The organism is Brachybacterium phenoliresistens, from assembly GCF_039530785.1.
GTDB lineage: Bacteria > Actinomycetota > Actinomycetes > Actinomycetales > Dermabacteraceae > Brachybacterium > Brachybacterium phenoliresistens.
In genome coordinates this window covers 20689-43041 of the sequence record NZ_BAAAOW010000015.1, presented here as the reverse complement: position 1 = coordinate 43041, position 22353 = coordinate 20689, and the positions used below count along the sequence as shown (strand labels likewise).

Below are 22353 nucleotides of genomic sequence, written 5' to 3'. Positions count from 1 at the left end.
GTCGGCTCCTGGGTCGAGGGGTGGGGTCAGAGGGTCGCGGGCACGAGGGAGAGGCGGTCGGCGAGCAGGCCGATGACATCGGCCGGGGAGTCCAGGACGTGGTCGGCGATGCCGTCGGCGAGGGCGCGGGCCAGCACCGGCTCGGGATCCTTGCCGCCGCGCAGCAGGCAGACGGTGCCGATCCCGGCGCCGCGCGCGCCGGCGCCGTCGTTGAGGGCCTTGTCCCCCACGTGCAGGACATCGGCCGGATCGACGTCCAGGCCCGCGAGGGCCGCGGCGAAGATGCCGCGGCCGGGCTTGCGCACCCCGACCTCGTCGGAGTACGCCGCCGGGCCGATGAGGCCGCCGATGCCGTAGCCGTCCAGCGTCTCGCGCACGCTGCGGCCCGAGATCGTGTTCGAGACGATCCCGAGGGGGACGCGGTGCGCGGCGGCGAAGCGGATCAGCTGGAGCGCTCCCGCGCGGGGACGCATGGTCCCCTTGGCGCGGTGCAGCAGCGCGGACAGCTCGCGGGCCTCGAGCCGCAGCGCCGGGCGCAGCGGCCCGGGCAGGCCGCGCCCGATGAGGTCGCCCCACAGCTCCTCGGGGGCGATCTCCGCCTCGGGGGCGGCGCGCTTGCGCGCGCGCAGACGCCCCCAGCCGGCGGCGACGGCGGCGGCCGCGACCTCGGCGTCCAGCGCGTGGCCGCAGCGGGCGGCGAGGTCGGCGAGCGCCGCCCCGACCTCCGCGTCGCGCGAGGGATCGGGGGTCGAGGTGGTGATGACGCCGCCGTGGTCCAGCAGGAGCGCCGGGCGGCGCGGCCGGTCGCGGGCCTCCGGGGCCGGGTCGCGGGGCGGGATCGGCGCGGCGGCGGGGGCGGCGGCGCGGGGGCGATCGGGCAGGCGGCGCAGCTCGGCGAGGAGGCCCTCGGGGGTCTCGAGCACGAGGTCGGGGGCGGCGTCCACGGCGAAGGGGGTGCGGTCGGTGCGGCGGTCGCGGGTGATGATCACGCGGCCCGCGCCGGCGCGGCGCCCGGCGACCACGTCGCGGTCCAGGGTGTCCCCCACGTACCAGGACTCCTCCGGCGCGATGCCCAGGGCCTCGAGCGCGCGGTGGATCATGCCCGGGTGCGGCTTGCGGATGCCGATCTCGTCGGAGTAGACCTGCACGCCGATGTGCGCGTCCAGTCCCGTGTCCCGCAGCACCTCGCGGTGCGCGAGGCCGGAGTGGGCGTTGGAGACGACGCCCAGGGCGATGCCGCGGGAGCGGGCGTGCTCGAGCAGCTCCGGCACCCCGGGGCGGACGTGGTGCTCGGCGACGACGAGGGTCTTGGCCCGCAGGAGGCGCTGAGCATCCAGCCCGGCGGCGGCCCGGATCGGATCGGGAAGATCCGCGAGCAGGAAGTCCTCGACGATCTCGCGGGGGTCGAGCTCCCGCGGCGCGCGGCGACGGGAGGCGGCGTCCTTCCACAGCGACAGCGCCGCGCGGCCCGCCCGCAGGGACGCCTCGGCGCGGCGGGGGTCGAGCTCCTGCCCGGCGGTGCCCGCGATCTCGACGACGCGCCGGGCGAGCACGGGCGCCCAGTCGGCGCGCGCGGCGGTGGAGACGAGCACCCCGCCGAAGTCGAGGAGCAGGGCACGGGGCGCGGTGGAGGTCATGCCCGGGACGCTACGCAGGCCGTCCCGTGGCCGGATGAACAGCGCGTGAACCGATGCGCACGATGGGGCCACAACCTCTGCAGATCTGCACATGCGCAGGTCGGCGCGCATTCCCGGGTGCTAGGAACGAGGCATGGGACATCCATCGGGCCGGCCCACCCTCGCCGATGTCGCGCGGGCGGCCGGGGTCTCGGCCTCCGCCGCCTCGCTGGTGCTGCGCGGCCGGCCGGGGGCGGGCGAGCGGACGCGGCGACGCGTGCTGGCGGCCGCGCGGGCGGTCGGCTATCGCGCGCCGCGGCCGGCGCTGCCCGCCGGCGGCCTGCTCGGGGTGATCGCCACCGATCTCGCCAACGCGTACCACACGGACGTCATCGCGGGCATCGAGCGGTACGCCGAGGCCGAGGGCACCGGGGTGGTGATCGCGCAGGGGCGGCGCGACCCCGACCAGCTGGAGCGGCAGCTCGCGCGGATGCTGGGCCTCGGGGTCGACGGGGTCGTCGTCGCCTCGACCTGGCTGGGCCCGGCGGCGCTGTCCGCGGCCGCGGCCGTGGTGCCGGTGGCGGTGATCGGCCGGCTGCAGGAGCCCGTCCCGGGCGTCGACACCGTGCACTGCGACGACGAGACGGGCGCGGCCCTCGCCGTGCGGCACCTGGTCGAGCACGGCCACCGGCAGCTGGTGCATGTCACCGCGTCCTCCCGACCCGGCCCCGCGGCGCGGCGGGCCGGCTTCGCGGCGGAGGCCGCCCGGTGGGGGCTAGCCGATCGGATCGAGGTGATCGGTCCGGCCGACGGTCCGCGGCTGGACGAGCAGCTGCGCGACCTGCTGCGGAGGGTCGCGGCCGGTCGCTCGCCGGCCCCGACCGCCGTGTTCGCCGCCAACGACGTCGCCGCCGTGCGGGTGCTGCACCGTGCGGCCGAGGCCGGCGTCCCCGTGCCCGGGCGGCTCAGCGTGGTCGGCTACGACAGCTCCCACCTGGCGCTGACCGTGCGGCCGCATCTGACCAGCGTGCACCAGCCGCGCGAGGAGATGGGCCGCCTGGCCGCGCAGATGATCCGGGAGCGCCTCGGCGGCCGCGTCCGCGACGCGGCGCTGCGGGTCGCCCCCGTCCTGCGCGAGCGCGACTCGACGGCTGCGGCGCCACGACCTGCAGTGTGACGTACACCCGCCTGCCGCCCCGCCAGCTCGCGGCGGCCCCGGTTCTCGGGTACTCTCGTGAGCGCTCCATGAGCATTGGAGGATTCGCCTAGCGGCCTATGGCGCACGCCTGGAACGCGTGTTGGGTTCACGCCCTCGGGGGTTCAAATCCCCCATCCTCCGCCAGAGAACGGCCCCTGAACTGCAGGTTCACCTGCAGATCAGGGGCCGTTCCGCATGCCCGGGCCGATGCTGCGCCGCGCCGCCCCTCCGCCGCCCCAGCCCCTGACGTGCCCTCCGCCGCCTCATCGGGCCTATAGTGTCCACCATGAACACTATTAAGAGGGTCGAGACCTTCTCCCGGCGGGACGGGCTCCTCGTCCCCGAGGACGGCGGGGCGATGCGCTTCCCCGCCGGGGAGGCGCACGCGGCGCCGCAGGATCCGGGCACGGGCGCCTGCGTGATCGTCCGCGGCACGCACGCGGAGGACTACCTCGAGGCGGCCATGTGGGTCGACGCGCAGCGCCGCGCCGGGGCGGGGCCCATCACCCTGGCCGTCCCCTACCTCCCCGGAGCCCGCGCGGACCGGGGCACCCCGCTGGGCGCGGAGGTCTACGCCCGCCTGGTGCGCCTGGTGGCGGCCGACAGGGTGGTGGCCGTCGACCCGCACTCCCCGGTCATGCCCTCGCTGCTCGAGGACCTGGTGGTCTGCCCGGCGTGGCGGATCATCCGCCGCGCCCTCGCCCGCCGGGTCGCCGACGGCTGGGTGAGCGAGTACGTCGGCGTCATCGCCCCGGACGAGGGGGCGCGCCGGCGCGCCGGGAGCACCGCCCGCGCCCTCGGCATCCCGCTGCTCCAGGCCCGCAAGCACCGCGACTTCGCCACCGGCAAGCTCTCCGGCTTCAGCGTGGAGCCGCTGCCGGAGGCGGGGAAGCTGCTGGTCGTCGACGACATCTGCGACGGCGGCGGCACCTTCCTGGGCCTGGCCGGGGCGGCGGGCATCGGCCCCGAGCGCCTGGACCTGTGGGTGACCCACGGGGTGTTCTCCGGCCGCGCCGAGCGGCTGCGCGAGCACTACGGGCGCATCCACACCACCGACTCGCTGCCGAGCGCCGCCCGCGCCGACGTCGGCGCGTGCATCCATCCCCTCACCGCCACGATCCTCCAGGAGGCCGCACGATGACCCTCGACACCACTCCCGCCATCGGCCGCAGCGACGCCCCGGCGCCCGCCCGCCCGCAGCCGGGCCGCCGCAGCCGCAGCGCCGCGATCGCGCCCCTGCTGGCGACGGACGGCTACAAGGTCGGCCACATCCGCCAGTACCCGCCCGGCACCACGCGGGTGTACTCGAACTTCACCAACCGCGGAAGCCGCATCCCCGGGATCGACGCGGTCGTCCACTTCGGGCTGCAGGCCTACCTCCAGGAGTCGCTGATGGACGCCTTCGCGCCGTTCTTCGCGGCGGAGGAGGACGAGGTCGCCGGCGCGTACCAGCGGATCATGGACGCCTACCTGGGTCCGGGCGCCGTCGGCACCGACCACATCCGCGCCCTGCACCGCCTGGGGTACCTGCCGCTGCGGTTCTGCGCCGTCCCCGAGGGGACCCGGGTGCCGCTGCGGGTGCCGAGCTTCACGATCGAGAACACGCTGCCGGAGTTCTTCTGGCTGGTGAACTACATCGAGTCGGCGCTCTCGGCGGCGGTGTGGCACCCCTCGACCACGGCGACCATCGCCCTCGAGTACCGGCGCCTGTTCGATGCGGCGGCGCTGCGGACCACCGGCACGACCGCCGGGGTCGCGTTCCAGGGCCACGACTTCTCCTTCCGCGGCCAGACCTCGCTGGCCTCGGCGGCGATGTCGGGCGCGGCGCACCTGCTGAGCTTCGTCGGCACCGATTCGATCCCGGCGATCGACGCGGTCGAGACGTACTACGACGGGGACAACGGCCTGATCGCGGCCTCGGTCCCGGCCACCGAGCACTCGGTGATGATGGCCGGCGGCCAGGACGGCGAGGTCAGCACCTTCCGGCGCCTGCTCACCGAGGTCTACCCCGCCGGGATCGTCTCGGTCGTCTCGGACACCTGGGACCTGTGGAACGTCCTCACCGCGACGCTGCCGATGCTGCGCGCGGAGATCCTGGGCCGCGAGGGGAAGCTCGTGATCCGACCCGACAGCGGCGACCCCGTGGACATCCTGTGCGGCACCCTCTCGGCCGAGGAGATCGCGGCCCGTCGCGCCGCCGGCGAGGAGGTCGCCCCCGAGGAGATGGGCGTCGTCCCGCTGCTGTGGGAGGAGTTCGGCGGCACCGTCACCGCCCAGGGGTACCGGGTCCTGAATCCGCACGTCGGCGCCATCTACGGCGACTCGATCACCCTCCAGCGGGCCGAGGCGATCATCGACCGCCTGGCCGCGAAGGGCTTCGCCTCGACGAACGTCGTGTTCGGGATCGGCTCGTTCACCTACCAGTACGTCACCCGGGACACCTTCTCCTCGGCGATCAAGGCGACCTGGGCGGAGGTCGACGGCGCGGGCCGCGACATGCTGAAGGACCCGGTCACCGACTCGGGCACCAAGACCTCGGCCACCGGCCGCCTCGCGGTGCTGCCGGGAGAGGACGGCGGGATGGTCCTCGTCGAACGGGCCACGCCCGAGCAGGAGGCGCGCAGCCTCCTCCAGCCGATCTGGGAAGACGGCCGGTTCCTGCGCCGGCAGTCGTTCGCGGAGGTCCGCGCGGTCCTCGCCGCCCAGGCGTGAGGCCGACGGGCCCCGGCGACCGGGCGCGCCGGCGCAGGATGCCAGACTGGGGGCCGATGGACGCCGAGACGAAGGGATCCGGGGTGAGCGAGTTCGAGCAGGCGCTCGTGTCGGTCGATGTGGTCGCGATGGTCTACTCCACCGGGACGCTGCAGGTCTGCCTGCCGCCGCGGCAGTTCGCGCCGTTCCTCGGCGAGGCAGCGCTGCCCGGGGTCCTGATCGGCCGGGAGACCTCCGTGCAGGCGGCCGAGCGGGCCCTGGCCACCAAGGCGGGAGCCCGCGCGGAGCGGCTGGAGGACGTGGGCGTGTTCGACACGGACGGCCGCGATCCGCGCGGGCCGACGATGGCGATCGCGAAGCTGGCACTGGGCGTCCAGCCCCTGGCGGGAACGCCGTCCCTGCACCTGCTGGAGCTCGGGGCCGTGCGCGGACTGCCCTTCGACCACGAGGCGATCATCCTGCGGGCCGCGGCCTCCCTCGGACGCCTGCTGCTCACCGAAGCCGAGGCCCTGCGGTTCCTGTTCGGCCCCGTCCTCAGCGTGCGCGACGTGCTCACCGTGGCCCGAGCGCTCGAGCAGGCCACGGGCCGGGCGATCCTCCCCACGGACAACAACGGGATCCGTCGGCTGCTCGGCACGCACGGGGCCACCAAGACCGGCGAGTACGCGGCGGGCGCGAGCAAGGGGCATCCGAGCGCGCTGTACCGGCTGTGATCGCGCCGGCCGCTGAGCGGAGGAGCGCCGCCCGCGGTCAGAACAGCGCCGGCTGCCCGGACAGCTCGAGCGCGGACGGCAGCGGCGGCGGGGCATCGCCGGCCGCGCGGCCGGAGCGCCCCGTGCGGCCCGCGCGCGCCGCGGCCTCGCGGCGATGCTCGGGCTGGTCGACGTCCTCATGGGAGGCGAGGCCGTGCCGGGCCAGCAGCGGCCGCACGCGCCGCCCCAGGTCGCGACGGTAGCCGGCCGGAGCGTAAGAGGCCTGGCCGTAGAAGCGGCGGTACCCGCGGGAGAGCTCGGGGTGCTCGCGCTCGATCCATTCCAGGAACCACTCCTTGGCTCCCGGCCGCAGGTGCAGGGCGCCGAAGACGACGTGCGCGGCGCCCGCCTCGGCGATGCGGGCGAGGGCCTCGTCCAGCTGCCGGTCCCCATCTGTCAGCCAGGGCATGATCGGCATCAGGAAGACGGTGACGCGGAAGCCGGCATCGGCCGCGGCGCGCACGGTGGCCAGGCGCGCGGCGGTCGAGGGCGTGCCGGGCTCGACCGCCTTCTGCAGGGCGTCGTCGAAGATCGCGATGGACATCGACAGGTCCACCGGGACGCGCCGCGCGGCCTCCCCGAGCTGCGGCAGGTCCCGCCGCAGCAGCGTGCCCTTGGTGAGGATCGACAGCGGGGTGCCCGAGTCCGCGAGGGCGGAGATGATCCCCGGCATGAGGCGGTAGCGGCCCTCCGCCCGCTGGTACGGGTCGGTGTTGGTGCCGAGCGCGACCTCCTCGCGTCCCCAGGAGCGCCGGGCGAGCTCCGCGCGGAGGACCTCGGCGACGTTGACCTTGACCACCACCTGCTGGTCGAAGTCCGCCCCGGCGTCGAGGTCGAGGTAGCGGTGGGTGCTGCGGGCGAAGCAGTACACGCAGGCGTGCGAGCAGCCGCGGTAGGGGTTCACCGTCCACGAGAACGGCATCGAGCTGGCGGCGGGCACGCGGTTCAGCGCGGACTTCGCGGCCACCTCGTGGAAGGTGACCCCGTGGAACTCCGGGGTGCGCACGCTGCGCACCAGTCCGGTCAGGCCCACGAGGGCGCGGGTGCGGGGGTCCTGCGCGGGATCCGTCGCGAGCGGGCCCGCGCCCGCCGCCTCGGGCGTGCCGCCGATCCTCTGTCCGCTCCACCGCATGCCCGAAGTCGAACACATGTTCGACGCCCCGTCAAGGACCCCGGCGGCGCGGCGGGGCGGCCGCCCCGCGGGACGTCGGTCCCGCGGGGGATCGGCCGGTCAGTAGGCGACGGTGAACCGGGCCCGACGGTGCGCCGGCGCCTCGATCTCGTCGAGGATCGCGCTGGCGAGATCCGGGGCGGACAGCTCGGAGGCGCCGTTCTCATCGGCCAGCAGCACATCGGAGCCGATGCGGAACTGGCCGCGCGCCGCGCCGGGAGCGTGGGCGCCGAACCCGGCGGCGGGGCTGACGAAGAACCAGTCGAGCTGATCGTCCCGCCCGCGCAGGTCGTCCAGGACGGCGGTCATCTCGCGGGCCTCGGCCCGGAAGGCCTCGGGGAAGTCCGGGGTGTCCACGAGCAGCGGGCCGCCCTCGGCGACCTGCAGGGAGCCGGCCCCGCCGATCACGCCGAGGCGCACGCCGGAGGCGGCGACCGTGTCGGCGACGCCGGCGAGCAGCTCGCGCGTGCGGCCCGCGAGCGGTCCGCGCGGGGCGAGGGCGGAGACGACGACCTCGGCGCCCTCGAGCGCGGGGGCGAGCTCCGCCTCCTCGAGCGCGGAGCCGTGGACGTACCGGACCCCGTCGACGGGCGTCTCGGCGGCCGAGCGGCTGAAGGAGGTGACCTCGTGGCCGCGCGCGGCGGCCTCGCGGACGAGCTCGGCGCCGGCGTAGCCGGTGCCTCCGAGGGTGGTGATGCGCATGATAAAGGTCCTTCCGGAAGTGCTGATGATGTTCATGAGTTACCGTAGGTGACCAAGGACCTGCCGGGAAGTAGGCACTTTCCGGTAACCGGCCCGCCCCGCCCCGCCCCGCCGACCCCTCCGGAGGCTCTCATGCCGCTCCTGCCGCCCGACCCGTACCAGCGCGACTGCCCCTCGCGGAAGCTGCTGGACCGCATCGGCGACCGCTGGACCGTCCTGGTGATCGCGACGCTCGAGGACGGGCCGCGCCGGTTCTCCGAGATCCGCCGGCGGGTCGACGGGGTCTCGCAGAAGATGCTCACGCAGACCCTGCGCGCCCTCGAGCGGGACGGCCTGGTCACCCGGACCGTCCACGCCGAGGTGCCGCCCCGCGTGGAGTACGCCCTCACGCCGCTGGGGCGCAGCCTGCTCGATCCGCTCGGCGCCCTGATGCGCTGGGCGACGGAGCATCTCGGCGAGGTCGAGCAGGCACAGCAGGCGTACGCCGCCTGAGCCGGATCGATACCGGGCTGTTGCCGGAACGGCCCCGATCCCCCGCCCGGGCCCCGATATCCTGCCGGTGCCCCCGCACCGGGGCGGAACGTGAGGGGAACTCGATGTCGCAAGGACCGGGGCCGGCCGGCCCGCCGCAGAACCACGGGGACGATCACTGGCAGCAGGGTCCCCAGGCCCCGTACACGAACCCCGGTCAGGGCCCGGGATGGGGACAGACCCCTCCCCCGTCCGGTCCGCCGGCGCCGAAGAAGCGGCCCTGGCTGCTGATCGCGGGCGCGCTCGGCTGCGTGGCCCTGCTCGTGCTCGTCGTGGCCGGAGGCATCGGCTTCCTGGCCTGGCGGTCCTGGAGCCCGAGCCCGACCGCCGGACCCGAGACCACCGCCTCCGCCCCCACCGAGCCGAGCGAGAGCGTCTCCGCCCCGAGCCCCGCCGAGCCGACGACCTTCCAGCCGATCTCCCCGATCGACGAGAACACCCGCAGCGCCGAGGAGAACCGGGAGGTCCTCGCCACCAGCCCGATGACCGCCGGCGGCATCCCCGCCATCGGCAGCTGCGAGCTGCCGGCCATCACCGCGGGCCCGACGCAGGAGGCCCTGCAGGCCTTCCTCGAGGTCGGCACGGGCTGCATCAGCGGCGCCTGGGGAAGCCTGCTGGGCCAGAAGAACCTCTCCTGGTCCACGCCCGATGTCGTGGTGTACACCTGGCCGGACGTCCCCGACTCCTCGTGCGCGCCGAACACGTTCCAGCAGTACGAGCCGCGCATGTGCAACCTGGACAACACCCTGTACTGGCCGCTCGAGGCCGGGAACCTCGCCACGCACGCGGCACCGGAGGACGTGCCCTCCGCCTACCTCGTGGACCTCGCGCACTCCCTCATGAACCCGCTGACCTGGCAGACCTCGATCGCCGTCTACTACCAGAACTACCTCGACGACTTCGAGGAGTCCGACCCGCAGTGGCGCGACGGCTACCGCCGGTTCAACCTGCAGATGCGCTGCCTCTCCTCGGCGACGTCCATGCAGCTGCCCGCGGAGCTGCGTCCCTCCGAGGCGCTGCAGGCGATCATGCTGGACGAGCGGACGTGGACCGTGGGCGATGAGCCGCGCTCCATCCCGACCTCGTCCATGGTCACCTGGGTCCGCACCGGGCTGGACAGCGGCGGCGACGTCTCCGCATGCAACACCTGGAACGCTCCGTCGTACGACATCGACGGCTGATGACGGGGACGGGCGCGGGCCGGCGCCGCAGCCTGCCGGTGGTCATCGGCGCGTGCGGCTGCGCGGCCCTGCTCGTCCTGGTCGTCGGGCTGGGCATCGGCTACCTGGCCTGGGAGGACCGCAGCGCCGACCAGCCCGCCGCGTCCGGCAGCCCGAGCTCGGGCGCCGCCCCCGCCCCGGAGACGGAGAGCGCCCGACCCTTCGTGGTCCTCACCGCCCGGGACGGCGACGAGCTCACCCCCGAGGAGAACCTCGAGGTCCTGAGGACGAGCCCGCTCACCGGCGGGCACCTTCCCGAGGTCGCCGAGTGCCCGCTGCCGACCATCACGGCCGCGCCGACCGCGGCCGAGCTGCAGGCCTTCCTCGATGCCGGCACCGCCTGCTACGCAGGGCTGTGGGCGCAGGCCATGAGCGACCGGAACCTCCCCTGGTCCACGCCGCGGGTGGAGGTGTTCGCCTGGCCGCAGATCCCGACGGGGTCGGCATGCGAGGCCCCTCTGTTCGAGCAGACCTCCCCGCTGATGTGCCATCTGGACGGAGTGCTCTACTGGCCCCTCGGCGCCGGGCACCTCTCCGCCCTGGCCGCCGAGGCGGATCTCCCCGCCGCCTACCTGGCCGACCTCTCCCGGGCGCTGATGGACGCGGTGGGCTGGCAGAGCTCGATCTCCTTCTACGCCCTCCACTACCTCGAGGCCTCCGCGGAGGACGATCCCGCCCGGCTGGACGCCGCGCGCCGCTACGGGCTGCAGCGGCAGTGCCTCGCCACCACCGCGATGCTGCAGCTGCCCGAGGAGCTGCATCCCTCCGACGACCTCTGGGCGATCTTCCTGGACGAGGGGACCTGGCCGCCGGAGCCGCCCGCCTCGATCCCCGCCGCCGCCGTCGTGCACTGGGTGCTGGTGGCCCGCAGCACCGACGGCGCGCTGTCGCCGTGCAACAGCTGGACCGCGTACAGCACCGACATCAACTCCTGACCGCGGTCCGGCCCGCGCTCCCGACGCATCCGCCCGAAGCCTCACCGCCCCCCGGGCTTGCGCACGCCCGCCATGTAGTTTAATCTTGAACTATCACGGCGGTCCGCTGCGGCGCCCCGTCGTCGCCACGACCACGCCAGGAGGCGCTGACCATGCAGTTCGGAATCTTCACCATCGCCGACATCACCCCCGACCCGACCACCGGGAAGGTCCCCACCGAGCACGAGCGCCTCGACCTCATGGTCGAGGAGGCCCTGCTGGCCGAGCAGGTGGGACTGGACGTCTTCGCCCTCGGCGAGCACCACAACCCGCCCTTCGTCACCTCTTCCCCGACGACCACCCTCGCCTACATCGGCGCGAAGACGCAGGAGATCATCCTGTCGACCGCGACCACGCTGATCACCACGAACGACCCGGTGAAGATCGCCGAGGACTACGCGATGCTGCAGCACCTCACGAACGGCCGCGTGGATCTGGTGATGGGCCGCGGCAACACCGGGCCGGTGTACCCGTGGTTCGGCAAGGACATCCGCACCGGCATCGAGCTCGCGGTGGAGAACTACGAGCTGCTGCACCGGCTGTGGCGCGAGGACGTCGTCACCTGGGAGGGGAAGTTCCGCACCCCGCTGCAGCAGTTCACCGCGACCCCGCGCCCGCTGGACGGCGTGCCGCCGTTCGTCTGGCACGGCTCGATCCGCTCCCCGCAGATCGCCGAGCAGGCCGCCTACTACGGCGACGGCTTCTTCCACAACAACATCTTCTGGCCGATCTCCCACACGAAGCAGATGGTCGAGCTGTACCGCCGCCGCTACGAGCACTACGGCCACGGCCGGGCCGACCAGGCGATCGTGGGCCTGGGCGGCCAGGCGTTCATGCGGAGGAACTCCCAGGACGCGGTGCGCGAGTTCCGCCCCTACTTCGACAACGCCCCCGTCTACGGCGGCGGCCCCTCGATGGAGGACTTCACCCGGCAGACCCCGCTGGTGGTCGGCTCCCCCGAGCAGGTCGTCGAGCGCTACCTGACGATGGCCGATCACGTGGGCGACTACCAGCGCCAGCTGTTCCTGCTCGACCACGCGGGCCTGCCCCGGAAGACGGTCCTCGAGCAGATCGAGATGCTGGGCACCGAGGTGGTGCCGGTGCTGCGGCGGGAGCTGGACGCGCGCCGCCCGGCCGATGTCCCCGACGCGCCGACCCACGCGGGCCGGGTGGCCGCCGCGGAGGCCGAGCGCGGCGCCTTCGACCCGGAGTACCGCTTCGAGACCGGGGACAACTGGACCGGCCTGCGCGCCGAGGACCGTCGCTGACCCGCACCGCCCCTGCCGTCCCGCCCCTGGAGGAAGGACCCCCTGACATGACCCAGCCCCTGCGCCTGGTGGTGCTCACCGCCGGGCTGTCCACCCCGAGCTCCACCCGCATGCTCGCCGACCAGCTGGCCGATGCCGCCGTGCGCCGCGCCGAGGCCGCCGGCCGCTGCGTGACCACGACCGTGGTGGAGCTGCGCGAGCTCGCCCGGGAGATCACGGACGCGCTGCTGACCCGGTTCCCCAGCGAGCGCCTCGCCCGGGTCCTCGAGGACCTGCGCGCCGCCGATGCCGTGATCGCCGTGACGCCCGTGTTCAACGTCGGCCCCTCGGGGCTGTTCAAGATGTTCGTCGACGTCGCGGACCGCGAGATCTGGGAGGGCAAGCCCCTGCTGCTGGGCGCCACCGCCGGCACGGCGCGCCACTCCCTCGCTGTGGACTACGCGCTGCGGCCGATGTTCTCCTACCTGAAGGCGGAGGTCGTGCCCACGGCCGTGTTCGCGGCCTCCGCGGACTTCGGTGCGGCCGATGCCCCGGAGGCCGATGCGCAGCCGCTCGCGGCCCGCGCACGCCGGGCCGCCGGCGAGCTGCTGACCCTGCTCGGCGCCGCCGGGTCCGCGGTCGCCGGCGCCTCGGGGGCCGAGGACGACCAGGCCGAGGAGACGACCTCCGCCGATCCGATCGCCACCGGCGAGTTCGCGGACTTCGTGCCGATGGGGACGCTGCTGGGGCGCTGAGGTCGCCGCCGAGGGCGCGCGCCGGTCAGCCTGCGGCCATCTCCGCCCGCCAGGCCTCGTGGAGGGCGTGGAGCTCCGCGAGCACCTCGGGGTGCCGTGCGGAGGCATCGGCCGCGGCCGATTCGTCGCAGCTCTCGCCGATCGGCACGAGGGTGGTCCCGGCGCCGATGTCGGTGTGCTCGACCTCGAGCAGGTGCGCGCGCTGCGGGGCGTCGGGATCGACCCGGCGCAGCTTCCACCGCGGCGTGCGCACGGCGCTCTGGAAGCCCGTGTCGAAGAACAGCGCCGGATGCCCGGCCTCCGGCCCCGGATCCTCCCAGGCGGGCCGCAGGTCCCGGCCGTCCAGCACCAGCCCCTCCGGCAGCGGGGCGCTGGCGGCCGCGGCGAAGGTCGGCAGCAGATCCAGGGAGGAGACCAGGCCCTGCGCGGTGCGGCCCGCCGGGACCGTGCCGGGCCAGGAGACGATGTACGGCACGCGGATGCCGCCCTCGAAGAGGCTGTACTTGGTGCCCTCCAGCGGGAGGTTGCTGCCGTAGTTGCAGGTGGAGCCGCCGTTGTCGGTCAGGTAGACCACCAGGGTGCTCTCGCGGCGGCCGGTCGCCTCGAGGTGGTCGAGCATCCGCCCGATCTCCCGGTCCATGATCTCCAGCTGGGCCAGGTAGTACGCCCGCCCGTGCACGAGGTGCGGGGAGATCGCCCCGTCGTACCAGTCCAGGTAGCGGGCGGTCTCGGGATCGAAGTCGTCGTGCGCCGGGAGGGAGCGGGCCTCCAGCTCGTCCTGCGGCAGCTGCCAGGCGAAGTTGTGCACGGCGTTGAAGGCGACCATGCAGAAGAACGGCTGCCGCGGCCCGGCTGCGCCCTCGCCCGCGCCGGCGTCGCCCGCGTCGGCATCGTCCGCGTCCGCGCCCTCGCCCATGAAGTCGATCGCGCGCTGGGCGAGCTCCGTCGTGAGGTGCCGCGCGCAGGAGGTCTCGCGGCCGTCCTCGTACAGCGGCTGGACGCCGTGGACCGCCGCCGCCTCCCCGTACTCCGCGACGGCCTCCGACGAATGGTGCAGGTAGTGCAGGCGGCCGAAGGACTGCCCGGCGAGCCCGTACAGGGACCGGTCGAAGCCGTGCCGGTCGGGGCAGGCCCGATCCCCCGGGCCCTCGGGGCCGTAGTGGACCTTCCCGAAGTACCCGGTGCGGTATCCCGCCGCGCCGAGGATCTCCGGGAGCACCGGCCGGGAGGCGGGCGGGAACGCCGAGGTGTCGAACCAGTGCGCGCCCCATCGCTGCTGGTGCGCGCCCGCGATGAGGCCGGCCCGCGAGGGCGAGCAGATCGGGGCGCTGACGTAGCCGTTCTCGAAGATGGTCCCTGAGGCGGCGAGCCGGTCCAGGTGCGGGGTGCGGGCATCGGGGCTGCCCCGCAGGGACAGGTCGGCGTAGCCGTGATCATCGGAGACGATCAGCAGGATGTCCGGCCACTCCGGGGTCGCGGGTCCAGGGGCAGGGGCAGGGGCAGCTGGGGCCATCGGGCTCTCCTTCCTCGGGGCGCGGGGCTGCGCGGGCGCGGGGATCCGCGTCCGCGCAGCCCCGCGCCCGCAGGTCAGCGCTTCTCGCCGACGCCCACCAGATCCATCTCGTGGGCGAAGTGGCAGGCCACGCTGTGCCCCGGCGCCTCGGCCCGGCGCAGGGACGGCACGTCGGTGCGGCAGCGGTCCTCCCGCACGTACGGGCAGCGCGTGCTGAACGGGCAGCCCGAGGGCGGGTTCGACGGGTCCGGCAGGTCATCGGCGATGGCGAAGCCCTGATGGACGCCGCGCAGCGCCGGGTCCGGCAGCGGCACCGCATGCAGCAGCGCCTCGGTGTACGGGTGCTGCGGGGTGTCGTAGAGGTCCGCGGTCGCGGCCTGCTCGGCGATCCGGCCGAGGTACATCACGGCCACCCGGTCGGAGATGTGCTCGACCACGGACAGGTCGTGGCTGATGAACAGGTACGTCAGATCGAACTGCTCCTGCAGGTCGTCCAGGAGGTTGAGGATCTGCGCCCGCACGGAGACGTCCAGGGCGGAGACCGCCTCGTCGGCGATCACCAGGCGCGGCTGGGTGATCAGGGCCCGCGCGATGTTGATGCGCTGGCGCTCGCCGCCCGAGAACGCGTGCGGGTACCGCTTGAGGTAGTCGGGGCGCAGGCCCACCGTGCGCAGCATCTCCGCGACCCGGTCCCGCAGCTCGGAGCCCTTGGCCATCCCGTGGTTGCGCAGCGGCTCGCCGACGAGCTGCTCGAGGTTCATCCGCGGGTTGAGCGAGGAGAACGGGTCCTGGAAGATCACGCGCACGTCCCGCCGGTACTGCAGGAGCTCCGGGCCGGTGATCCCGGCGACGTCGACCGTCTTCCCGTCGCGGCGCCGGTACTCCAGCGAGCCGGACGTCGGATCGAGGATGCGGGCGATGGTGCGGCCCAGCGTCGACTTCCCGCAGCCGGACTCCCCGACCAGGCCCAGCGTCTCCCCGGAGCGGATGTCCAGGGAGATGCCGTCGACCGCGTGCACGGCGCCGGACTCGCGGCGGAACGGCCCCGAGCGGATGGGGAAGTGCTTGGTGAGACCGCGGATCCGCATCAGCGGCTCGGCGTCGGTGCCGGTCTCGGGGGCGGCCGTCGCGTAGTCCGCGACCGAGGCATCGGGGGCCGCCGCCGCGTCGGTCGACCCGCTCGCGGCGACGGATCCCGCCGCGACGCTCGAGGTGGGCTGCTCGCGGCGACGCACACGCCACTTCGGCAGGCGCTCGGGGTCGTCCTGCGAGGCGTCCTCCTCCCGCCGCGGGACGTCGGGCATGCCCAGCGGGACCGGTTCGGCGGCGCCGGGATGGATGCCCCTGCCCTGCGCGTCGTACAGGTGGCAGTGCGCGAAGTGGTCCTCGTCGAACGCGGAGCGCTGCGGCTGCTCCTGGTCGCAGAGGCCCGGCATCGCGAACTCGCAGCGGTTGTGGAAGGGGCAGCCCGCGGGCCGGTTCTGCGGGTGGGGGATCATGCCGCGGATCGCCCGCAGGCGCCCGCGCTCCCCCTCCCCGCGACCGGTGGGGATCGACTCGAGCAGCGCCCGCGTGTACGGGTGCTTGGGGGCGGTGAAGATCTGCTCGACGGTGCCGTGCTCGGCGACGCGGCCCAGGTACATGACCGTGACCTCGTCGGCGATCTCGGCGACCACGCCCATGTCGTGGGTGATGAACAGCATCGACATCCCGCTGGCGTCCTGGAGGTCGCTCAGCAGGTCCAGGATGCGCGCCTGGGTGGTGACGTCGAGCGCGGTCGTGGGCTCGTCGGCGATGAGGAGCTTCGGCTCGCAGGACAGCGCGATCGCGATCATCACGCGCTGGCACATGCCGCCGGAGAGCTGGAAGGGGTAGGCGTCCACCCGCTGCTCCGGCTTGGGCAGACCCACGGTGCGCAGCATCTCGATGGCCCGCTCGCGGGCCTGCGCCTTCGTCAGCCCCCGGTGGATGCGCAGCGCCTCCCCCAGCTGGTCGCCGACGGTGTACATCGGGGACAGCGAGGCCAGCGGCTCCTGGAAGATCATGCCGATCTCCCCGCCGCGCAGACGGGTCAGGCGCGGGTCCTTGGGACGCAGGGAGGTCACCTCGATGACCTCGTCCGATCCTGCCTCGGGCCGCCATTCGATGCTGCCCCCGACGATCCGCCCGGGGCGCTCGATGAGCTGGAGGATGGAGCGGGAGGTCATGGACTTCCCGCAGCCGGACTCGCCGACCACGCACACCGTCTTCCCGCGGGGGATCTCGAGGTCGACGCCGTCGACGGCCTTGACCAGCCCCTCCTTGGTGTCGAAGTGGGTCCTGAGGCCGCTGATGCGCAGCAGCGGCTGCGCCGTGCCGGCCGGCCGGGAGTCGGGTTCAGTTCTTGTAAGGGTCGGCGGCATCGCGCAGTCCATCTCCGAAGAAGTTGAGGGCGAGGACCGCGACCACCACGGCCAGGCCGGGGATCATGATCCAGGGGGCGGTCGTGATGACGCGGATGTTCTGGGCCTCCTGCAGCAGCACGCCCCAGCTGACGACGGGGGCCTGCAGGCCGAGGCCGAGCCAGGACAGCGACGTCTCGGCGAGGATCATCGAGGGGATCGACAGCGACAGTCCCGCGATGATGTGGCTGGTGAACTGCGGGAGCATGTGACGGAAGATCAGCCGGCCGCGGCCGGCGCCGTCCACCGTCGCGGCGGTGATGTACTCCTCCTCGCGCACGGACATGAACTTGCCGCGCACCTCGCGGGCCAGCCCCGTCCACCCGATGAGGGACAGGATGAGGATGATCGCGAAGTACCGCTCGAGCGGGTTCCAGGTCGGCGGCACCGCCGCGGCGAGCGCCATCCACAGCGGGATCGCCGGCAGCGACATGAGGAACTCGATGACGCGCTGGATCACCGTGTCGGTGAGGCCTCCGAGCAGCCCGGAGAGCCCGCCGAGCACGATCGCGATCACGAGGCTGATGGCCACGCCCACCAGGCCGATGGTCATCGAGACCACCGAGCCGTGGATGATCCGCGAGAGGATGTCGTGGCCGTTCTTGTCCGCCCCGAGCAGGAAGACGGGCTCGCCGTCGGGATCCACGGGGCCGATGAGATGGCGGTCCAGGGTCAGGAAGCCCAGCATCCGGTACTCGTCGCCCTTGACGAACAGGCCCACGTCGGTGCGGGCGGACTCGTCGACCGTCCAGGTCAGCTGCAGGGTCGAGGGGTCCTGCTCGGCGCTCTGGGGGTGGACGTACAGCCCGAAGCGGCCGTCGTCCAGCACGTGCAGCTGCTGCGGCGGCGCGTAGGTGTACTCGGGGCTGTAGAAGTTCTTGGCGTACGGAGCGAGGAAGCCCGCGAAGATCACCATGAGGTACAGCCCGAGCGTCACGATCGCACCGATCATGGCGAGCTTGTGCTTGCGGAAGGACCACCAGGTCAGCTGCCACTGCGAGGCGACGGCGACGGCGTCGTCGGAATGGTGGCCGTGCTCGGGCGCGGTCGGGGCATCGGGCGGCGGCGGGGCGTCGGGCTCCCCTGCGCCGTGCGGCTCGGCGATGGTCGTCATCATCGAGCTCCTCTCGTCATCGGGCGCCCAGCCGGACCCGCGGGTCCAGCCAGCCGAGCAGCAGGTCGGAGATCAGGGTGCCGATCACCGTGAGCGTGGCGCTGATCAGGACGATCGACCCCGCGAGGTACATGTCCTGGGAGCGCAGCGCGTCCAGCAGCAGCGGCCCCATGGTCGGCAGGTTCAGCACCTTGGAGACGATCGCGTCGGCGCTGATGAGGCTCGCCAGCACCCATCCGATCGTGGAGAAGAACGGGTTCAGCGCGACGCGCAGCGGGTACTTGACCGTCAGCTTGGTCTCGGAGACGCCGCGGGCGCGGGCCGCCGTCACATAGGGCTTGCGGATCTCGTCGAGCAGGTTCGCCCGCAGGATGCGGATCATGCCGGCGGTCCCCGCGGTGCCCCACACCACCAGCGGGACCCAGATGTGCCCGAGCAGGTCCAGCAGCTTGCCGATGTTCCAGGACGCGTCCTTCCACTCCGGGGAGAACAGACCGCCCGCCCCGGTGCCGAAGTACTGCATGCCCAGATACATGAGCACCAGGGCGATGAGGAAGTTCGGGGTCGCCAGGCCGATGAAGCCGATCATGGTGAACACGTAGTCGCCGGCGCTGTACTGGCGCAGGGCCGAGTAGATCCCGATCGGGAAAGACACCGCCCAGATGAACAGCAGCGTGATGATCGACAGCGCGATCGTCAGCGGCAGCCGGTCCGCCAGCAGCGAGGACACCGGCTTCTGCCAGGCGAAGGACTCCCCGAAGTCGAGGTGGAACAGGATCGCGGAGATCCACTTCCAGTACTGGACGATCATCGGGTCGCCCACGCCGTAGCGGTTCTTGAGCGCTTCGATCTGAGGTCCGTCCAGCTGATCGCCCTGCGCCGAGTACTGCGCGATGAGCGTGGTGACGTAGTCGCCGGGCGGCAGCTGGATGATGATGAAGGTCGCGATGGAGATCGCGAACAGCGTCGGGACCATGATGAGGACCCGCCGCAGGAGATAGCGGCCCATCAGCGGATCACTCGCTCTCGCTGATGAACCAGGACTCGGGGTTCGTGTGCGCCGGGGTGCGGTACACCCAGGTGTCGGGGACGCCGGCGGTGAGGTTCTTCAGCCGGTTCTTGGCGACGACGTACGGCGCCGGCTCGGAGACGATGCCGATGCCCCAGAACTCCTGCTTGGCGATCGCGAGGACCTGGCGGAAGATCTCGTCGCGGGCGTCCGCATCGGGCTCCGCGGCGAACTGCCACATGAGCTCGATCTGCTCCTTCGCGGGGGCGACCGGCTCGCTGCCCTCGGCGCCGCGCGTGCTGTAGTACCGCGCCCACGCCGTCGCCCACACGGACTCGTCGCTGTAGGGCATGTACCAGCGCGGGTCGATGGACTCCACGGCCAGGCCGCCGTCCCCGCCCCAGACGCCCGCGTCGTGCTCGTTGGCGGTGGAGATCTTGCGGTCGTAGAACAGGGTGCGGTCGATGGTGTTCACGCTCATGCGGATGCCCACGGCCTTCCACATGTCCGAGATCATCGAGGCCGCGGTCGGCCACTCCGGCTTCATCGCCGCCGGGACGTCGAGGGTGATGGTGAGGGTGCCGCCGTCGGGCATCGTCCGCATGCCGTCGCCGTCCTTCGCGGTGAGCCCGGCCTTGTCCAGATGCTGGTTGGCGAGGTCGACGTCGAACTCGGTGAACTGCTTGGCGAACTCCTCGTCGTAGAACGGGGAGTCGGCGCTGGGCGCCCACTGCCACGGCTCGCCCTGGCGCTGCCAGACCGAGGTGATCAGCTCCTCGCGGTTGATCGCATGGGAGAGGCCGATCCGGAAGTCCTTGTTCTGGTACAGCGCCGCCTTGGCGGGATCCTTGTGGGCGAGGTTCAGGGCGACGCACATGGCGTTCATGGAGGTCGCGGTGTTGTCGAGGATCTGCGTGCCGGCCGACTCGAGGCTGTCGGCGTACACCGGCTTGTTGGCGGAGCTGTTGGCGTGGCGGTACATCATGTCCACCTCGCCGTCGGTCACCTTCAGCACCATCACCTCGGGGTCGGTGACGACCTCGAAGCTGAGGGAGTCGATGTAGGGCAGCTGGCGGCCGTCCGGATCGGTCTTCCAGTAGTAGGGGTTGCGCTCGAACACGACGGAGCCGCCCTCGCCCAGCGGCGTGGTGACGACCCAGGCGTCGATCGTCGGCAGCTCGGGGTTCTTCCAGAAGCCCTCGCCGGAGATCTGGTCGTTCCAGAGGTCCGTCCAGACCCCCATGCCGGCCTCCTCGACCTTCGCGTCGAGATCGGCGTTGTGGTCGGGGTGGAAGTCCTTCGCGTAGTGCATCGGGTAGTTGATGAGCTCCATGTTGCGGTTGAGCTCGTCCTCGAAGCGTCCGGTGGGGGCGGCGAAGGTGACCGTCAGCGTGGTCTCGTCGACCTTCTCGGCGGTGGCCTTGGTGCCGTCCGAGGAGAGCCAGGACGGCGGCGTGGCGAACAGCTCGGTGTTGCCGAAGACGTCCTCGATCGCGAAGACGATGTCGTCCGCGGTGAAGGGCTCGCCGTCGGACCACTTCATCCCCGGGCGCAGGGAGATCGTGTACTGGGTCCCCTCGGCGTTCGCCTCGACTGCCGTGAACACGCCGGGGCCGATCTCGTCCAGGTTCGGGGACTTCCGCAGGCCCGGCTCGTAGCCGACGATGCGGTCCGGCGAGGCGGAGTCGCCGGGGCCGAGGGTGAGGGACCGCCAGGTGCCGCCGTAGATCCCCGGCTCGGCGACCTCGACCACGAGCGGCTCCGCCGGGAGGCGCTCCTCGAGCGGGGGCAGCTCGCCGGCCTCGACCTTCTCGGCGAGCATCGGCGACTCCATGGCGTCCGTGCCGCCGCCCTCGCCCCCGCCGCCGCCGCCGGAGTCGGGGTCGGTGGAGAAGAACGAGCATCCGCTGGCGGTGGCCGTGACGAGGCCGGCGGCCGCGCCCATGGTGAGGACGCTGCGGCGGCGGATCGTGGGATCGGGGATCGACGGGGTCATGGGGTTCCTCGCTCTTCTCTCGCATCGTTGCGACGGGGGGCGATCGCGTGGCGAGCGCTTGCCGACGCCTGCGTCGAGCCGGGTTCACCACCGAACGAGACGATCACACTCGATCATCGACGACCTGTCAAGCAGAGTTATTGTTCCGAGATGATCACTTTTGATCGCATCGCTGCGCTACGATGACGACCGCGACGCGTCGGAGCAGACCGCGTCGTGCACGAGGGGAGACCACGTCCGATGAGCAGCACTCTGCCGTCCAGCCGGCGCCAGCACATCCTCGAACGGGTGCAGCAGGCCGGCGAGGCCCATATCGGCGCCCTCGCCCAGGAGCTCAGCGTCTCCTCCATCACCGTGCGCCGGGACATCGCCAGCCTCGCCGAGGAGGGCCTGGTCGAGCAGGTGCGCGGCGGAGCCCGTCGGACGGGACCACCCCTCGCCCCCGACAGCACGACGGCCCACCGCCACGCCGCCGAGCACCCGCGGATCGCGATGGTGACCCCTGGCCTGCGCTACTACTGGTCCACGATCATCCGCGGCGCGACCGAGGCCGCGGAGAGGCTCGGCGCAGATCTCACCGTCCACGCCTACACGGCCAGCAACGAGGCGAACACCGAGTCGAACATCCGGGTGGTCGAGCAGATCGCCCAGGCCGGGGACATCGACGCCGTGCTCATCGCCCCGGAGATGCGCGGGGGCGCGGCCACCGAGCGGCTCGTCGCCCGGATCGCCGAGCTGCCGATGCCGGTCGTCCTCACCGAGCGCGGCATCGAGGGCCACGGGGTGCTGGGACGCATGTTCGACACCGTCCGCTCGGACCACTCGATGGGAGCGGCCCAGGCAGTGCGGCATCTGGCGGGCCTCGGGCACCGGCGGATCGGCTTCGCCGGCGATCTCTCCACCCCCTCGAACTCCTCCATCGACGCAGGCTACCGTCGCGCCGTCGAGCTGATGGGCCTGGAGGAGGTCTGCGATCCGGGGACGGTGCTGGCGCCGTCGGGCGCCCACCTCTTCGAGGAGATCGACGCGCTGCTCGCGCAGTTCCGCGAACGGGGGGTGACCGCGGCCCTCGTCCACTCCGACACGGCGGCGACGCTGCTGCTCCAGCATGCGATCCGCAGCGGCTGGTCGATCCCGGGGGATCTCTCGCTGGTCGCCTACGACGACGAGCTCTCGGCCACGTCGCGACCCGCCCTCACAGCGGTCGCACCGGCCAAGCACACCCTGGGCGTCCGTGCCGTGGAGCTCGCGCTGCGCCGCATCGCCCATCCCGAGGCCGCGATCGAGCACCTCACCCTGGTCCCCTCGCTGATCGTGCGCGAGACGTCCCGGCCTCCGCAGGAGGCGCCCGCCCTGACGCAGTGATCCGGGCGCGCGGCGCACGTCGTGCCAGAGTAAGGTG

18 protein-coding genes and 1 tRNA gene are annotated in these 22353 nt (G+C 72.9%); 11 read left to right on the top strand and 8 right to left on the bottom strand.

Features of this window, described 5'->3' with window-relative positions; genetic code table 11:
• Positions 1 to 26 precede the first annotated feature (26 nt).
• The gene (locus ABD234_RS18805; protein WP_344359538.1) at positions 27 to 1637 is read right to left on the bottom strand and encodes an HAD-IIIA family hydrolase; all 1611 of its coding nucleotides are present in this window, start codon (positions 1635 to 1637) and stop codon (positions 27 to 29) included.
• Between the two features lie 133 nt (positions 1638 to 1770).
• Between ABD234_RS18805 and ABD234_RS18800 the strand changes: the two genes are divergently transcribed.
• From ABD234_RS18800 to ABD234_RS18780, 5 genes are all read left to right on the top strand, one after another.
• Positions 1771 to 2793, top strand: coding sequence for a substrate-binding domain-containing protein (locus tag ABD234_RS18800; protein WP_038373966.1), 1023 nt, complete (start codon positions 1771 to 1773; stop codon positions 2791 to 2793).
• 77 nt (positions 2794 to 2870) lie between these two features.
• Positions 2871 to 2958 (top strand) — tRNA-Ser (locus ABD234_RS18795).
• Between the two features lie 142 nt (positions 2959 to 3100).
• Positions 3101 to 3955, top strand: a complete 855-nt coding sequence (locus ABD234_RS18790) for a phosphoribosyltransferase family protein (RefSeq protein WP_344359534.1) — start codon at positions 3101 to 3103, stop codon at positions 3953 to 3955.
• The gene (locus ABD234_RS18785; protein ID WP_344359531.1) at positions 3952 to 5526 is read left to right on the top strand and encodes a nicotinate phosphoribosyltransferase; all 1575 of its coding nucleotides are present in this window, start codon (positions 3952 to 3954) and stop codon (positions 5524 to 5526) included. The genes ABD234_RS18790 and ABD234_RS18785 overlap by 4 nt, the downstream gene beginning before the upstream one ends.
• Positions 5527 to 5582: 56 nt before the next feature.
• The gene (locus tag ABD234_RS18780; RefSeq protein WP_344359529.1) at positions 5583 to 6239 is read left to right on the top strand and encodes an NUDIX hydrolase; all 657 of its coding nucleotides are present in this window, start codon (positions 5583 to 5585) and stop codon (positions 6237 to 6239) included.
• Between the two features lie 37 nt (positions 6240 to 6276).
• Here the strand turns inward: ABD234_RS18780 and ABD234_RS18775 are convergent, their stop codons facing one another.
• A complete protein-coding gene (locus ABD234_RS18775) occupies positions 6277 to 7410 on the bottom strand; it encodes an Rv2578c family radical SAM protein (RefSeq protein WP_344359527.1) in 1134 nt (377 codons plus the stop codon).
• 99 nt (positions 7411 to 7509) lie between these two features.
• Complete coding sequence (locus ABD234_RS18770; protein WP_344359524.1) at positions 7510 to 8151, bottom strand: NAD(P)-dependent oxidoreductase; 642 nt, start codon at positions 8149 to 8151, stop codon at positions 7510 to 7512.
• A gap of 132 nt (positions 8152 to 8283) precedes the next feature.
• Between ABD234_RS18770 and ABD234_RS18765 the strand changes: the two genes are divergently transcribed.
• The 5 genes from ABD234_RS18765 (at position 8284) to ABD234_RS18745 (ending at position 12878) form a co-directional block, all read left to right on the top strand.
• Positions 8284 to 8643 (top strand): winged helix-turn-helix transcriptional regulator, encoded by a 360-nt coding sequence (locus ABD234_RS18765; RefSeq protein ID WP_156954173.1) that lies wholly within the window; start codon positions 8284 to 8286, stop codon positions 8641 to 8643.
• Between the two features lie 104 nt (positions 8644 to 8747).
• Positions 8748 to 9863 (top strand): hypothetical protein, encoded by a 1116-nt coding sequence (locus ABD234_RS18760; RefSeq protein WP_344359519.1) that lies wholly within the window; start codon positions 8748 to 8750, stop codon positions 9861 to 9863.
• Positions 9863 to 10837, top strand: coding sequence for a hypothetical protein (locus ABD234_RS18755; RefSeq protein ID WP_344359516.1), 975 nt, complete (start codon positions 9863 to 9865; stop codon positions 10835 to 10837). The genes ABD234_RS18760 and ABD234_RS18755 overlap by 1 nt, the downstream gene beginning before the upstream one ends.
• 152 nt (positions 10838 to 10989) lie before the next feature.
• Complete coding sequence (locus ABD234_RS18750) at positions 10990 to 12144, top strand: LLM class flavin-dependent oxidoreductase (RefSeq protein WP_344359513.1); 1155 nt, start codon at positions 10990 to 10992, stop codon at positions 12142 to 12144.
• 47 nt (positions 12145 to 12191) lie between these two features.
• Positions 12192 to 12878, top strand: coding sequence for a CE1759 family FMN reductase (locus ABD234_RS18745; RefSeq protein ID WP_344359509.1), 687 nt, complete (start codon positions 12192 to 12194; stop codon positions 12876 to 12878).
• A 25-nt stretch (positions 12879 to 12903) separates the two neighbouring features.
• On the opposite strand, the gene ABD234_RS18740 is transcribed toward ABD234_RS18745, so the two are convergent.
• From ABD234_RS18740 to ABD234_RS18720, 5 genes are all read right to left on the bottom strand, one after another.
• Positions 12904 to 14391, bottom strand: a complete 1488-nt coding sequence (locus tag ABD234_RS18740) for a sulfatase family protein (protein ID WP_344359506.1) — start codon at positions 14389 to 14391, stop codon at positions 12904 to 12906.
• A gap of 74 nt (positions 14392 to 14465) precedes the next feature.
• Positions 14466 to 16793 carry an ABC transporter ATP-binding protein gene (locus ABD234_RS18735; RefSeq protein WP_344359503.1) on the bottom strand — a complete coding sequence of 776 codons (2328 nt, stop codon included), beginning with the start codon at positions 16791 to 16793 and terminating at the stop codon, positions 14466 to 14468.
• Positions 16768 to 17946: an ABC transporter permease gene (locus ABD234_RS18730; protein ID WP_051487085.1), complete on the bottom strand. Its 1179-nt coding sequence runs from the start codon at positions 17944 to 17946 to the stop codon at positions 16768 to 16770. The genes ABD234_RS18735 and ABD234_RS18730 overlap by 26 nt, the downstream gene beginning before the upstream one ends.
• A gap of 16 nt (positions 17947 to 17962) precedes the next feature.
• Complete coding sequence (locus ABD234_RS18725; RefSeq protein ID WP_344359499.1) at positions 17963 to 18955, bottom strand: ABC transporter permease; 993 nt, start codon at positions 18953 to 18955, stop codon at positions 17963 to 17965.
• A gap of 7 nt (positions 18956 to 18962) precedes the next feature.
• Positions 18963 to 20951, bottom strand: coding sequence for an ABC transporter substrate-binding protein (locus tag ABD234_RS18720; protein ID WP_051487073.1), 1989 nt, complete (start codon positions 20949 to 20951; stop codon positions 18963 to 18965).
• Positions 20952 to 21191: 240 nt separating this feature from the next.
• On the opposite strand from ABD234_RS18720, the gene ABD234_RS18715 reads away from it, so the two are divergent.
• Positions 21192 to 22316, top strand: a complete 1125-nt coding sequence (locus tag ABD234_RS18715) for a substrate-binding domain-containing protein (RefSeq protein WP_038373958.1) — start codon at positions 21192 to 21194, stop codon at positions 22314 to 22316.
• The last annotated feature ends 37 nt before the right edge of the window (positions 22317 to 22353 follow it).

Coding starts and splice junctions, on each gene's coding strand:
- ABD234_RS18805 (WP_344359538.1), bottom strand. CDS start 1,637: ATGACCTCCACCGCGCCCCGTGCCCTGCTCCTCGACTTCGGCGGGGTG.
- ABD234_RS18800 (WP_038373966.1), top strand. CDS start 1,771: ATGGGACATCCATCGGGCCGGCCCACCCTCGCCGATGTCGCGCGGGCG.
- ABD234_RS18790 (WP_344359534.1), top strand. CDS start 3,101: ATGAACACTATTAAGAGGGTCGAGACCTTCTCCCGGCGGGACGGGCTC.
- ABD234_RS18785 (WP_344359531.1), top strand. CDS start 3,952: ATGACCCTCGACACCACTCCCGCCATCGGCCGCAGCGACGCCCCGGCG.
- ABD234_RS18780 (WP_344359529.1), top strand. CDS start 5,583: ATGGACGCCGAGACGAAGGGATCCGGGGTGAGCGAGTTCGAGCAGGCG.
- ABD234_RS18775 (WP_344359527.1), bottom strand. CDS start 7,410: ATGCGGTGGAGCGGACAGAGGATCGGCGGCACGCCCGAGGCGGCGGGC.
- ABD234_RS18770 (WP_344359524.1), bottom strand. CDS start 8,151: ATGCGCATCACCACCCTCGGAGGCACCGGCTACGCCGGCGCCGAGCTC.
- ABD234_RS18765 (WP_156954173.1), top strand. CDS start 8,284: ATGCCGCTCCTGCCGCCCGACCCGTACCAGCGCGACTGCCCCTCGCGG.
- ABD234_RS18760 (WP_344359519.1), top strand. CDS start 8,748: ATGTCGCAAGGACCGGGGCCGGCCGGCCCGCCGCAGAACCACGGGGAC.
- ABD234_RS18755 (WP_344359516.1), top strand. CDS start 9,863: ATGACGGGGACGGGCGCGGGCCGGCGCCGCAGCCTGCCGGTGGTCATC.
- ABD234_RS18750 (WP_344359513.1), top strand. CDS start 10,990: ATGCAGTTCGGAATCTTCACCATCGCCGACATCACCCCCGACCCGACC.
- ABD234_RS18745 (WP_344359509.1), top strand. CDS start 12,192: ATGACCCAGCCCCTGCGCCTGGTGGTGCTCACCGCCGGGCTGTCCACC.
- ABD234_RS18740 (WP_344359506.1), bottom strand. CDS start 14,391: ATGGCCCCAGCTGCCCCTGCCCCTGCCCCTGGACCCGCGACCCCGGAG.
- ABD234_RS18735 (WP_344359503.1), bottom strand. CDS start 16,793: ATGCCGCCGACCCTTACAAGAACTGAACCCGACTCCCGGCCGGCCGGC.
- ABD234_RS18730 (WP_051487085.1), bottom strand. CDS start 17,946: ATGACGACCATCGCCGAGCCGCACGGCGCAGGGGAGCCCGACGCCCCG.
- ABD234_RS18725 (WP_344359499.1), bottom strand. CDS start 18,955: ATGGGCCGCTATCTCCTGCGGCGGGTCCTCATCATGGTCCCGACGCTG.
- ABD234_RS18720 (WP_051487073.1), bottom strand. CDS start 20,951: ATGACCCCGTCGATCCCCGATCCCACGATCCGCCGCCGCAGCGTCCTC.
- ABD234_RS18715 (WP_038373958.1), top strand. CDS start 21,192: ATGAGCAGCACTCTGCCGTCCAGCCGGCGCCAGCACATCCTCGAACGG.